12 protein-coding genes are annotated in these 13297 nt (G+C 53.4%); 9 read left to right on the top strand and 3 right to left on the bottom strand.

What is annotated here, in order from left to right:
* The first annotated feature begins 4 nt into the window (after positions 1-4).
* The 3 genes from pstB (at position 5) to BST81_RS06935 (ending at position 2558) form a co-directional block, all read left to right on the top strand.
* Positions 5-781, top strand: coding sequence for a phosphate ABC transporter ATP-binding protein PstB (pstB, locus tag BST81_RS06945; RefSeq protein WP_363079611.1), 777 nt, complete (start codon positions 5-7; stop codon positions 779-781).
* Between the two features lie 91 nt (positions 782-872).
* Positions 873-1679 (top strand): hypothetical protein, encoded by an 807-nt coding sequence (locus tag BST81_RS28410; protein WP_075597822.1) that lies wholly within the window; start codon positions 873-875, stop codon positions 1677-1679.
* A gap of 216 nt (positions 1680-1895) precedes the next feature.
* On the top strand, positions 1896-2558 hold the full coding sequence (locus BST81_RS06935; protein WP_253188121.1) for a hypothetical protein: 663 nt from the start codon (positions 1896-1898) through the stop codon (positions 2556-2558).
* Here the strand turns inward: BST81_RS06935 and BST81_RS06930 are convergent.
* Positions 2555-3313, bottom strand: a complete 759-nt coding sequence (locus BST81_RS06930; RefSeq protein ID WP_075597820.1) for a RodZ domain-containing protein — start codon at positions 3311-3313, stop codon at positions 2555-2557. The genes BST81_RS06935 and BST81_RS06930 overlap by 4 nt on opposite strands.
* Before the next feature lie 525 nt (positions 3314-3838).
* On the opposite strand from BST81_RS06930, the gene hppD reads away from it, so the two are divergent.
* Positions 3839-4972 carry a 4-hydroxyphenylpyruvate dioxygenase gene (hppD, locus tag BST81_RS06925; protein WP_075597819.1) on the top strand — a complete coding sequence of 378 codons (1134 nt, stop codon included), beginning with the start codon at positions 3839-3841 and terminating at the stop codon, positions 4970-4972.
* Here hppD and BST81_RS06920 read toward each other — a convergent pair.
* Positions 4969-5586 carry a CPP1-like family protein gene (locus BST81_RS06920; RefSeq protein WP_075597818.1) on the bottom strand — a complete coding sequence of 206 codons (618 nt, stop codon included), beginning with the start codon at positions 5584-5586 and terminating at the stop codon, positions 4969-4971. The genes hppD and BST81_RS06920 overlap by 4 nt on opposite strands.
* A 348-nt stretch (positions 5587-5934) precedes the next feature.
* On the opposite strand from BST81_RS06920, the gene BST81_RS06915 reads away from it, so the two are divergent.
* Complete coding sequence (locus BST81_RS06915; protein WP_075597817.1) at positions 5935-6639, top strand: response regulator transcription factor; 705 nt, start codon at positions 5935-5937, stop codon at positions 6637-6639.
* Positions 6640-6718: 79 nt separating this feature from the next.
* On the opposite strand, the gene dnaK is transcribed toward BST81_RS06915, so the two are convergent.
* Positions 6719-8629: a molecular chaperone DnaK gene (gene dnaK / locus BST81_RS06910; RefSeq protein ID WP_075597816.1), complete on the bottom strand. Its 1911-nt coding sequence runs from the start codon at positions 8627-8629 to the stop codon at positions 6719-6721.
* 394 nt (positions 8630-9023) lie between these two features.
* Between dnaK and BST81_RS06905 the strand changes: the two genes are divergently transcribed.
* From BST81_RS06905 to BST81_RS06890, 4 genes are all read left to right on the top strand, one after another.
* Positions 9024-9854 (top strand): thiazole synthase, encoded by an 831-nt coding sequence (locus tag BST81_RS06905; RefSeq protein ID WP_075597815.1) that lies wholly within the window; start codon positions 9024-9026, stop codon positions 9852-9854.
* Between the two features lie 153 nt (positions 9855-10007).
* Entirely contained in the window at positions 10008-10187 is a 180-nt protein-coding gene (locus BST81_RS06900; protein ID WP_075597814.1) for a ssl1498 family light-harvesting-like protein, read from the top strand.
* Positions 10188-10366: 179 nt separating this feature from the next.
* Entirely contained in the window at positions 10367-12832 is a 2466-nt protein-coding gene (locus BST81_RS06895) for a tetratricopeptide repeat protein (protein ID WP_075597813.1), read from the top strand.
* A 139-nt stretch (positions 12833-12971) separates the two neighbouring features.
* On the top strand, positions 12972-13297 hold a 326-nt coding region (locus BST81_RS06890), incomplete at its 3' end, for a helix-turn-helix domain-containing protein (RefSeq protein ID WP_143780255.1).

Genomic DNA, 13297 nt, shown 5'->3' with positions numbered 1-13297 from the left:
CTCAATGGATTTAAGCACCCTGAAAGCCAAGGCGGAAGTTCGAAATTTGAGCTTCTATTATGGTTCTACCAAAGTGCTGAAAGGGGTGAATCTGATCGTACCGGATCAGCAGGTAACAGCTCTGATTGGCCCATCTGGTTGTGGCAAGACCACCCTATTGCGCTGCTTCAATCGCCTGCACGATCTGTATCCCGGCAACCACTATGAAGGGGAAATTTGGCTGCAGCCAGAAGGGATTAATCTACTGGGCCGGAAAATGGACCCGATCGAAATCCGGATGCGGATCAGTATGGTCTTCCAGCGTCCCAACCCGTTTCCCAAGTCCATTTATGAGAACGTGGCCTACGGCTTACGGGTGCGGGGAGGCGTGAGGCGGAGTTTTATCGATGAGCATGTGGAACAGGCCCTACGACGGGCTGCCCTCTGGGATGAGGTCAAGGATCGCCTGCGGGATTCTGCCTATAACCTCTCTGGGGGACAACAACAACGGTTGTGCATTGCCCGGGCTCTGGCTACTGAGCCAGAACTGATCCTGTTTGATGAGCCCACCTCTGCCCTGGACCCGATCGCAACCGCCAGCATTGAGGAACTTATGGGAGACCTGAAACAGCAGGTCACGATTCTGATTGTAACCCACAGTATGCAGCAGGCAGCCCGGCTGTCTGACTATACGGCCTTCATGTATTTGGGGGAAATGGTTGAGTTCGATAAAACCAGCACGGTTTTTTACAATCCTTCTAACAAACAAACTGAAGATTACGTCAATGGTCGATTTGGCTAACGATTGCTGTGTGACTTTTAGAGGCATTGTCTGCAACACCTGGGCGGAAAATCCCTGTCGCAATCACAATTTAAATTGGTCTTGATTCATCATGCACCTGGGTAGTCGATTGCTTTCCTGGCCGAAAAATCTGCATCTGCCTACCAACGTCAGGCGGGTGCTCCGTCCGATGCTGCTGTTTTCCCTGATCTTCCATGTGGCGTTGTTCCTATCTCCCACTTCCCTGAATATCGATAAGAAAGCGGAGATTCCCAAAGATCGCAAAAGCACCAAGATCCGATCGATTAAACTGGCCAAAAAGCCACCCAAAGCTGCCCCCAAGAAAGCAGCTCCCCGATCGAGCACCAAAACCATCATTCCCCCACTGGTAAAGCCAGAACCGACACCACCCACGGACGAAAGCCCATCCCCCGATCCCTCTGCATCACCGTCACCCGATGCGCCCCCTTCCCCTGCTCCCAGCAGCAGTAGCAGTCCTTCCCCCTCAGCCTCTCCCACGCCTGCGGCTGATCAGGCCCTGAAAGCCTTCGAGGAACTGCTGGGTAGCTTCCAGGACACCTTACCTGCCACCAATAAAGGAGCCACTGGAGCCGTTGGTCCGGATGTGCTAGTGGAACCCGAAAAGTTCTTTAAAGATGAGGATGGGGAAGTAGGGCAGCCCGGATTAGAATCCAATGTTTGGATTCCCCTGATCACGCCGGAGGAAACCATTCCCCTGCTGGTTCAATACGCCCAGTCGAGTGGTGCGGTGCTCTCCGATGCAGGGACTTACGGCGGCGGTCCCGTCTATAAAGTGGTGATGGGTAGTTATCAGCGTTACTTTGTCATTGTCCCCACCAGCATCAAGCCCGTAGGCACCATCATCTTTATCTGGAATGGCCCGCCAGCAGCCCAGTAGTCCCCTGCAAATTTGCAAAATATCCTGCCAATTCCCTAGATTCACCGTAAGCTTGAGAGCAGAGTGAATGACTGGGCTCCCCTATCTGGCATGTCGATCAAAAAAATTTCTCTGGAATCCATTCAGAAGATCAGGCAGCATATTAAAGCAGCGCTAGTGTTACCTGAATCTGAGAATCGTCCACCTCAAAAAACTTCACCTGATGAGTTGGATACCATGCCTGAACCAGATTCTCTGGATGCCCTGGGCGACCTGTTCAAGTTTGCGGCCCCTGCTGAAGAAACGGTGCCTACTCCCAATACCGCTGGACGCTGGTTTATTAGTGTGGTTAATCCGGCTGCTGCCCTGACCCGCCTGCCCACCTTGAAGTTGAAACCTGGTATCCGCTTCGTATGTTACCTGAATCGCATCCAGGATGGCGGGGTCGGGGCAATTTATGCTGTTCCTGAGGAAATGAGCACCACCGCCCAACTGGAAACTGCGCTCTTCCAGAGTGGCGATCGCCAGCACCCTCCCCAACCCCAAGGCAGTTTCATGGACTTCATGGATGCTCTGGATGGAGACTTCTCGCCTGCTTCATTCATGATTGCTTCGATCTTGCGGCGAGAATTGCAAGAAATGGGATCCCTGGGCGATCAGCGGAACTGGAGCCATCACCACCTGGTGGACACCATTCCCCCCCAAGTGCAATGGAAATGGCGCACGGAGCCTCCCCAGGATCTCGCTCCCAAGGTATTACTCCTCCCCGATGGCAGAGCAGCCGTCGAGTTTTTCACCTGTCGCGTTGCTGCTCCCGTAGCGATCTACCGCTATGTGGATCAGTATCCGGCTAGAAGCTACACCGCCCGATGCGGGGGACAGGCGATCGGGACACCCTAGGGCGTCTGCCCAGCCTTAAACGTGACCCGTTTCACCTCACCCGGAGCTCCCATGACTTTGGTCTCCCCGGCATTCAGAGCCACAGACACAGCTCCGGCATTCCCAGTTTCGATCGTCAGCTTTCTCTGGGCAGACCAGGTTCGCTGCGTTCCCTTCGATAACACCCCCTCATATTGGGTTTTGTCATCTGCCATTACCTTCAGCCAGGATTCTCCGGTCAAGATCAGGGTTACCTGGATCGGTGCTGTCGCCACGGGAGAGGCAACCGGCAGTTCCCTGGCAGAATCAGGCGTGGCTGACGGCTGGGTCTGTCTGGCAGGTAATTTCTGCGTCACTTGATTCAGGGAACTGAGCGTGGATTGCAGGGTGGGGAAAAAGAAAACCACCAGACCAATCAGGATCGCCCCGACAATATAGGATGTGTAGACCGGTTTATACTCTAAGGGGGAACTCCTATCTTCCAGTGGAACCAGGGTGGTGGAGATGGGAGATTGGGGAGTCACTGGAAACGACCGGGCCAGCGCTACTCCATCCAGACCCAGCAGTTCGGCATAACGCTTAATGAAACCCTGAATAAACACCGGTTCAGGCAAATGCTCCACCTGGGCATTTTCCAGGGCCTCCAAAATTCCCAGGGGAATATAGGTTTTGGCCTTAACCTCCTCCAGACGAAGATTTTTTTCCTCCCGTTGCTGGCGAAGATAGTCCCCCAGTTCCTTCAGTTGTTCTAATTGAGTCGGATCGAGTTGGCTCACTTTAGATTCCCTACGATTCCCCGTATTGGTATGGGTAATAGCAATGATGGATCGCTACATTCAGTTGAAAATTTGATTCAGCCTTGCAAATACAGATGCAATTCTTGCAGGATTGGCAGTCAATCGTTCTAGAAAGGCAAATAATGCAACATATTACCTGCAACCCCTCTCATTTTCCTCGGACAGACATCAGTCCTACAACGATGCATCCTTACAGGAACTATGCGCTCTTACGGGTCTTTCCTCAGGATCAACCCTTGATTAATTTGCACAACCCCATTTGAGGATAGATTTATCGTTTTCTACTTTAGCATTCCCCTTCTCTCAGGAGAGTGTACAGGACTGCTATTGACCGATTTTCCGATAGCGTCCTCCCTGACTTCACCCTCCTGGGAGGATGTGGGCACTCGGATGACCCAGAGTACAATTCTGGGACTGCAGCATTTGCCTTCAAACTGCACTAGTCACACCAGATAGCTGGACTAACCCCCATCATCATTCCAGAAACCTCTATTCTGAAGCGTTATGCGGATCAACCACATTCACTTCTATGTCAAAGATGCGACAGCATCCCGAAACTGGTTCGTTAATCAACTGGGGTTACCATTAGTTGCGCACCAAACAACTTGCGACAGCCACACTGATATTTTGAGCAATGGTGCGATCGACATCCTGCTTTCCTCTGCCCCAGGCACAACAGGTCCCGTTGCCCAATACCTGAGGGAGCATCCATCAGGAGTGGCAGATGTTGCCTTCACCGTCGATAATCTGACTGCCACAATGGAACAGGCTATCCACCAGGGGGCCAGGGTCTGCCAGCCGATTCAGGTAGAGTGGCAACCCGCAGGCTGCTTAAAGTGGGCGCAGATTGCTGGTTGGGGATCCCTCTGCCACACCCTGATAGAACGCCAGGGAATAACCTCACCCCTGCCCCATCTGGGTTCCCCCCTCCGATCGATCCCTCTTCCCAGCAGGACCGCAGATTCACTTGCGGATGCAGACCCTCAACTGACCGCAATCGACCATCTTGTCTTGAATGTTGCAGCTGGAGACCTGAAAGCAGCAGTTACCTGGTATGAAACCGTTTTAGGGTTCCAGGCTCGCCAGAGTTTCACCATTCAAACCGAGTACTCTGGTCTCGACAGCCAGGTTCTGGTTCACCCGGAAGGCCCCATCCAACTACCGATTAACCAGCCTGCAACCGTCACCTCGCAAATTCAGGAATTTCTCGACCTGAATCGGGGTCCTGGGATTCAGCATATTGCTTTGCAGACTCCAGATATTCTGACCACGGTCAGTGCCCTGCGTCAGGTGGGTTTGAATTTTCTGTCTATCCCTGCGACCTACTACGAGGGGCTACAGCAGGAATATGCCCAGATCCTGGCTGAATCAGATTGGGAAGCAATTTCTACCTGCCAGGTGTTAGTAGACCGACAATGTCAAACGATCCCAGCTTTCTTACTCCAAACCTTTACCCAACCTGTTTTCGAACAACCCACTTTCTTTTTCGAGCTCATTGAACGTCAGACCTATACTGCAGGAGGGCAGTTTCGTCAGGTGGAGGGGTTTGGAGCTGGAAATTTTAGAGCTTTATTTGAGGCGATCGAAAGAGAGCAGCATCAGCGTCAGGCTGTGAAGAGCATCAGGACAAGCCTTTAACGCAGAAAACTGCTAATAACCCAGAAGATCAGAAGCGTCACCAGGGTGGCTAGCACTTCTCCCTGCAAAACCGCCGGGGGAATCAAAGAACCGAGGGCACTTCCCAGAAGCAAACCAGTGATCAGACCAGCCAGAGTCAGGAGAACAGCCCGACCAAACTTATGTTCCTTAGCATTCAGAAAATAGAGGCAGGTGGCAATCCCAAAAGCCAGGGTCAACTGCAAAATGGCACTATTGGTAGCGGCAGCAAAGAGGACACTGGCAACTCCTAAAACTGTATACACCCCTGCCGACCAGATCAAATGAGACCGACTGGGGGTATCGATCAGGTTTCTTAACCAGGCCGGGGGTTGAGTTGCAGGAACGGGAGTAAAGCTGGCAGGAACCTGGGTGAGTTTCTCAGCATAGCGAATCCGATCGGGCACCTTAATCTTGCCCTGTTGAACCATCCGCAGGCGCTCCATCAAAATTGCATCATAAGCAGCTTCAATGAGCTCCTGCTGCCCTCGATCGCCAGCATGATGTTTGAGCAGACGCTCTTTTGCATCTTGCACTTCATCAAATGATGCATCTTCAGTGATCCCAAGCCTTTGGTAAGGACTTTGATCGCTCATCGATATCCTCCGAGAGGCCCAACAACTCACATTTAGTGTAACTGCCAATAAATCTTTCTGCTGAATATTTTCCGAACTTAATTAGAAAGAAGGCAGATTGGAACCCTCTGCAACTTTGCCTGCAAAGTGACCAGCAGTCCAGACTGGATAGGCCTGGAACCAGGGAACAATCCATCTACCCTGCCCAGCCTCGATCGGTAGCAATTCGAATGACTTTCAATTTTAGCAAGGGATTTTTGGCGATTCGGGTAATAACTGTAGATAATTGTCTAGAATACTGTTTGCAGAATCAATACCATTGTTGGCCCATTGATTTCTGTTTACCCCGTCCAACACAGAGTTACAGTCATGGCTCCAGCTAAGATTCTTGTGGTTGACGATGATCCCGCGATTCGTAACCTGATTCACCGTTTTCTGGCGAAGCATAACTACCAGATGGAATCTGCCGAGGACGGTAAAACTGCTATGGCCCTATTTGAGCAGTTCAATCCGGACCTAGTGATTCTGGATGTGAATCTTCCTGACGCCAATGGCTACAATCTCTGTCAGGAGATGCAGGGTCGCACGAATGTTTTTGTCCTGATGTTAACCAGCCGCACCGACGAGGCGGACAAGATCAGAGGGTTTTCAACCGGGGCAGATGACTATATCACCAAACCATTTAGCCTGGGAGAGCTGGGCGTTCGGGTAGAGGCCCTGCTGCGGCGGATTCGGGATATTAAACCTGCCGAACAGCAAAGCCTGGTGTTTGACAAGCTCGCGATCGATCCCGTGCGCCGTGAGGTCACTCTGAACAATCAGTTAGTGCCTTTGACCGCCCTGGAATTTGACTTGCTCCATTTTCTGGCCAGTCATCCCGGTCGAGTCTGGCGTCGGGCCGAACTGATTCAGCAGGTGTGGGATTACGAGTACGTCGGGGATCAGCGGGTTGTGGATGTGCACATTGGCCAGATCCGCAAAAAAATTGAAACAGACATCACCCAGCCTGCCCTGATCCAGACAGTCCGGGGAGTCGGGTATAAATTCGAAGTTCCAGGTATGGACGGCAGTTAAGCTGCCCCCCTAAAATTCGATGCAAAAGCTGTGGAGACATTGCAAGCAATGTCTCCACAATACCTCTACCAGTTTTGACTTATTTGCTTTCTGTGAAATCGGCATCAATGACATCGTCATCTTTGCTGCCCCCACCAGGAGGCGGAGGGGTGGGGTCCTCATCGGTGGTGGGGCCTCCAGCAGCCCCGGCAGCCTGCTGGTAAATATTGCTGCCGACGGTATAAAGGGTCTGCTGCAATTCCGTGGTCAGGGTCTTCATGCGATCGAAGTCCTCTTTGGCAACCACCTCACGCAGCTCTTTAATCTGCCCCTCAATCTTGGTCTTATCAGCTGCAGGAACCTTATCGCCCAGCTCGCTCAGTTGCTTTTCTGCCTGGTAGGTCAGAGAGTCTGCCTGGTTCTTCAGATCAACTTTCTCCCGGCGTTCCCGGTCAGCCGAGGCATTAGATTCCGCCTCCCGCACCATCCGCTCCACATCATCCTTCGGCAGGGTGGAAGCGCCTGTAATACTGATGGACTGTTCCTTACCCGTACCCTTGTCCTTCGCCCGAACATTCAGGATCCCGTTGGCATCAATGTCAAAAGTGACTTCAATTTGAGGAACTCCCCGGGGAGCCGGAGGAATGCCATCCAACCGGAAGGTTCCCAGGCTCTTGTTGTCACTGGACATTTCCCGCTCACCCTGCAGGACATGAATTTCCACATTGGTCTGCCCATCGACAGCCGTGGAGAAGACTTCTGACTTCTTGGTGGGGATCGTGGTGTTGCGCGGAATAATCTTGGTCATCACACCCCCCAAGGTTTCCACCCCCAGAGAGAGGGGGGTCACATCTAACAGCAGGATATCCTTGACCTCACCAGCCAGCACACCAGCCTGCACCGCAGCACCAACGGCTACGACCTCATCCGGGTTAACGCTCTGGTTCGGCTCCTTGCCCATTAAGCGGCGGACCAGTTCCTGCACCGCTGGAATCCGGGTCGATCCGCCCACCAGAACCACCTCGTCGATGTCGTTCTTCGTCAGACCAGCATCCCGCATGGCGGTTTCCACAGGCACCCGACAGCGATCGAACAGGTCCGAGCACAATTCCTCGAACTTGGCTCGGGTCAGAGTCATATCCAGGTGCTTAGGGCCTTCCTGGGTCGCTGTGATAAAGGGCAAGTTGATCTCAGCCTGAGTCACACTGGAAAGCTCAATCTTGGCTTTTTCTGCCGCTTCGGTCAGCCGCTGCAGGGCCTGCTTATCTTTCCGCAGCTCGATCCCCTCGGTGCGCTTGAAGTCCTCAGCCAGGAAGTCCACAATTTTCTTATCAAAATCGTCCCCACCTAGATGGGTGTCGCCACTGGTCGATTTCACCTCGAAAAAGCCGTCATCCACTTCCAGAATGGAGACGTCAAAAGTTCCACCCCCCAGGTCAAAGACCAGGATGGTCTGATTCTCCTTATTTTCCAAACCATAGGCCAGAGCTGCGGCTGTCGGCTCGTTGATAATTCGGAGCACCTCTACCCCGGCAATGCGACCAGCATCTTTGGTTGCCTGACGCTGGGAGTCGTTGAAATAAGCAGGTACGGTAATCACAGCCTGGGTCACCGTCTCGCCGATGTACTTACTGGCATCCTCGATCAGCTTCCGCAACACCTGGGCTGAAATTTCTTCCGGCGCAAATTGCTTACCCGCAGTCGGACAATCTAACCGCACGTTGCCGTGGTCGTTAATCACCCGGTAGGAAACTTCCGTGGCCTCATGGGTGACTTCATCATGGCGACGACCAATGAACCGCTTGACTGAATAGAAGGTGTTTTCCGGGTTCATGACGGCCTGACGCTTGGCAATCTGACCGACGAGACGATCGCCATTCTTCGCGAAGGCCACAACCGAGGGGGTGGTTCGAAAACCTTCAGCATTGGCGATCACAGAGGGCTTACCGCCTTCCATCACTGCCACAACCGAGTTGGTCGTGCCCAAGTCAATTCCAACAACTTTTGCCATAGGTTACTCCGGCGCTACTTCATCCATTAAAAAACTAGGGGCTGCACTGGCCCGATCATTGCTCGTATCGGGGAGATTGGAAGACCAGTTGGGTGCAACCGGCAGCAATGTCTAGAACCGTCAGACCAGGCACCTGACCATGATCCCTCCACAAGGCTCATGATCAGAGGCAGCTTCCTGACCGAACTATGGCACTCCAACCCCACTCTTCATGAGGAATCTCCTCTATATACTGAATTGCAGGGGCCTTTTCTATGAAGGCGTATTTACCGAACATCCCATAGGACGGTTGGGGCTGGAGGTAGACAATCTGTAGTCAGCATCTATGTGACCAAGAGCAATGAACCAGCAGGATTGCTATAGCATCGAAAGAGAGACATCAGGTTTATACTCCATGCAAACCTTAGATAAAACCCCAGAGCAACTGCGGCAGGATACCCCCCTGACGATCGCTGGACGCTCCTTTCAATCCCGCCTGATGACGGGGACAGGCAAATACCAAACTTTTGAGCAGATGCGCCAAAGCATTGCGGCCAGCGGCTGTGAGATTGTCACTGTCGCAGTCCGCCGGGTGCAGACAAATGCACCCGGCCATGAGGGGTTGGCAGAAGCTCTGGACTGGCAGAAGCTCTGGATGCTTCCCAATACAGCCGGTTGTCAGACCGCAGAAGAGGCCATCCGCGTCGCTCGCCTGGGACGGGAAATGGCCAAGCTACTGGGTCAGGAAGACAATAACTTCGTCAAGCTGGAAGTTATTCCGGATACTCGCTATCTCCTCCCCGATCCGATCGGAACCCTGCAGGCTGCCACCCAACTGGTGAAAGAAGGCTTTGCAGTTCTGCCTTACATCAATGCTGATCCCCTGCTGGCCAAACACCTGGAAGAGGCCGGTTGTGCCACCGTGATGCCCCTGGGCTCCCCGATCGGATCGGGTCAGGGCATTCGGAATGCCGCTAACATCCAGATCATCATTGAGAATGCGACGGTCCCTGTTGTCGTTGACGCAGGCATTGGCACCCCTAGTGAAGCCGCCCAGGCCATGGAAATGGGGGCAGATGCCCTGTTGATCAATACCGCGATCGCCCAGGCCCAGAATCCGATGGCCATGGCCTCTGCCATGGGACTGGCCACCAATGCCGGACGACTCGCTTTTCTGGCCGGTCGCATTCCCGTCAAAGATTACGCGAGTGCCAGTTCGCCTCTCACGGGAATGGTCAGGAGTTAGTCATTGGTTATGGGTCATTAGTCATGGGTACCCTACCAGCCAAAGGACCCATGACAGTCTGATCAAAAGTCAGCCGTACCCAAACAGCCAAATAATGACTAATTCAACGAAGTTTTGTTAAGATAGATTAATTAAATAAAGAGGATTGTATTAATGCCTTACACAACTGAAGAGGGTGGTCGTCTCAACAACTTTGCGGCTGAGCCTAAGATGTACCGGGCCGAACCTCCCACTCAAACTGAGAAACGGAACTATATCATTCTCGGTTCTGTAGCTCTTGCTTTAGTCAGTGGGCTGATTTTTGTGGCCTTCTCTGTTTCACAGATCGGTTAATAACCAAAGTTTGACTGGCTTTAGATCGTTGATAAGACCAGGTTCTACCCCAAGAACCTGGTTCTTTATTATTTTGGCAAATTTGTCTGCTCTCAATTGGATGACAATCCTGACCCAGACAAAAGTGATTGGAAGAGTGGTGTATATTTCGATGCCCACCCTTTCCCTGTGCCACTCGCGTGATAGATACGGCTCTATCCTCTATCTCTAATCAGAACCAGCAGATTTACCAGCGCCTTAAGCTTGCCCTGGGTCTGGACCTGCGTCGGCAGATTTTTGTGGCTGTCTGTGATGACTTAGCCCTCCAGAGCCATCTATCAGCCCAACTGGATACAGAACTGGCTTACCCGATCGCGCCCGCAGCCGATTCCCATACAGGACAGGACACTTATCCTCGCCTAGTCACCCTGACCCTGGACTTGAGCGATCCCAATCCAGTAGCTCAAATTGCCCGCTGGCTGAGTAAAAATCCGCCCCCCCGATCGAGAACGGGGCATCAGTCTGCTCCAGGATTCCAGATTCTGGGCATTGAAAAATTGACTCGCCAACCCGCTTCGGTGCAATGGCAGTTTCTCAGCTATCTACGGACGATGGAACAGGAATTGTCACTGATTGAATCTAGCTTACTCCTCTGGTTGCCTCGTCCCTGGTTCCATAGTGTGCAGCAATCTGCCCCTGAATTCTGGAATTTGCGCACCGGGTTCTTCGAATTTGCTGGGGACCCGACCCCAATCGCAGCTCTGAGCTCCCCGGCTGATCTCGATCGCAAAGCTCAGCCCACTGCAGATTTAACCGATTCGAAAGTGGTGGAGCTCAATCGGACGGAACCAACTTACCTGAAGCAGGACCAACCGGAGAAGCCAGACATCTGGGATATCTTGACCGAAGACCTGGCCAAATTGGGCGACAATCCCTCTTCCCGGCCAGCCTCTGAAGCAGCAACCACCGAAAAAGCAATTCAGCCGGAAAGCAGGGACAGCTTAGCCATAGAAGCAGAGACAGAAACGGCCCCACCTCATGAAACGGCAAATAGTCTACCAGTCTCCCAACCTCGGCAGTACCAGTTTCTCAAAACGTCAGGGCAACCCGCTCAGGTCACTACCAAAACCGCTAATCGACAGCGGATCCCCCAACAGGGCAATCAGCGGCCTGTGCAGCAACCACAACGGGCAGTCCTGGAACTGGGCAATCTCCTCCCCCAACCCCAGGACAAGGTGGTGCATTTGCGGCGAGACCCCTTTGCTCCCCCCAAACCCACGCTCCAGCCGGTAGCCTCCCCCCTCAAAGCCGCTGCCGCACCTGTCCATCCGCCCGCACAGGTCATTTCTCCGTCACCATTAAGTGCATCTCAATTAGAGTTGTGGCGCAGCCTGATCCAGGACAGACCAGCTCAGCGCCTCCTGGAAGAAATTGAGCAGTTGGGTCAACAGCCCGCCTCCAATCTGGAACTGGCCATTGCCTGTCGCAACCTGGGCAATTACTATCGCGATCGGGTTGAACAGGGTGAAGGATCCGACGCCAACTTGAACCTTGCGATCCAGGCCTATGAACAGGTTCTGATCTGCCTGGACCATAGTTCGCTCCCTCTCTCTCAGACCGCTGCCTCGCCCCACCCTCTGCTGCCAGACGTTCTGAACGATCTGGGGAATCTTTACTGGATGCTCTCCCGCCAGCTCACCAACCCGGATCAGAAGTTGGGGCAACTGAGCCAAAGTATCGAGACCTATCGTGCGGCTCTGAAGCATCTGGATGTCACAACCCAATCGATGTCCTATGCCATGATCCAGAACAATTTGGGAGCCGCCTATGGGGATCTGGCCCGCCACCAAGATACGGTAGACAACCTGCAACAGTCGATCGCGGCCTACCAGGAAGCCCTGCGCCACCGTCAGCCTGCCGTGGACCCCCTGAAGTATGCCTCCACCCAGAACAATCTGGGCACGGCTTACTGGCACCTGGCCCAACATCAACAACCCAAAACCCGCCTGCGGGAGGCGATCGCCGCCTACTCTGACGCACTGCAGTACTACAATCCGGAGCAGGAACCCCTCAACTACGCCATGATCCAGAACAATCTGGGAACAGCCTACTGGAATCTGGCCCAGTTTGAGCAACCCGATAAGCTCCTGGAACTGGCTGTCACCGCTTACCAGGCAGCCCTGGTGTACCGCACTGCCGAGGCCGTTCCCACGGCCCATGCTGCGACTCAAAACAACCTGGGCACGGCTTACTGGCACCTAGCGGGTCGATCCAAGGACAATCCCGCCGCTCGTCAGGACTACCTGCAGCAGGCGATCGTGGCTTACACCGCCGCCATCCAAACCGCCCACCGGGTGACCAGCCCCCTGACCTTCGATGTCTTTGCCACCCAGAACAATCTGGGTCTGGCCTACTATCAAATGGCCACGGATAAGCAGTTTCCCCTGGAAAAAGCCCAGCGATCGGCCCACCTAGAGGCCGCCCTACACCATCATTTGCAGGCCCTGCAGGGCTGGCAGGCCCAGCCAGAGTACTACCAGACGGCCCTGGGCTATGTTATGCAGACCATTCGGGCTTTCTATAATGAACTGGGCTTGCAGGGGCAGAACCTGGCCCTGTCGAAAGTTCCCGGTCATCTGCTGCGAGAAATCCTGCCCCGGATTTAGCCTGGATTGGTTAGTTTGGGTCTGAACATCAGTCTATTTAAATAACTTTCAAGTTTAACGAAGCAGTACATATAGGCCGGTAAAAGTGAGAACATCACTAACATATAAGTAGGTCGGAGGAATAAAGTATAAGATAGATTTGGCCCTCTACTGGTTGTCTCTAGTGCCTGCCCCCTTACGAATCAAACTGAGTGACGAGGAAGACCGCACCCTGGCTGAACTGAGATTAGCCAGGACCGTGCCGCAACGAACCCGAGACCGTGCCCATATGCTGCGGCTGAATGCGCAAGGATGGACCGCCCCGGCAATCGCCGAGGTCTTTGAGTGCCATGAACATACGGTGCGAGCCACGATACGACGGTGGCAGCGCCTAGGCTTAGGAGGCTTATGGGAAGCCCCTGGACGAGGGGTGGCAGCGAGATGGCAGGAAGCGGACTTGCGCTACATCGAGCAATGTCTAGAAAC

The organism is Leptolyngbya sp. 'hensonii' (genome assembly GCF_001939115.1).
Lineage (GTDB): Bacteria > Cyanobacteriota > Cyanobacteriia.
This window is presented reverse-complemented; position numbering and strand designations above follow the sequence as displayed.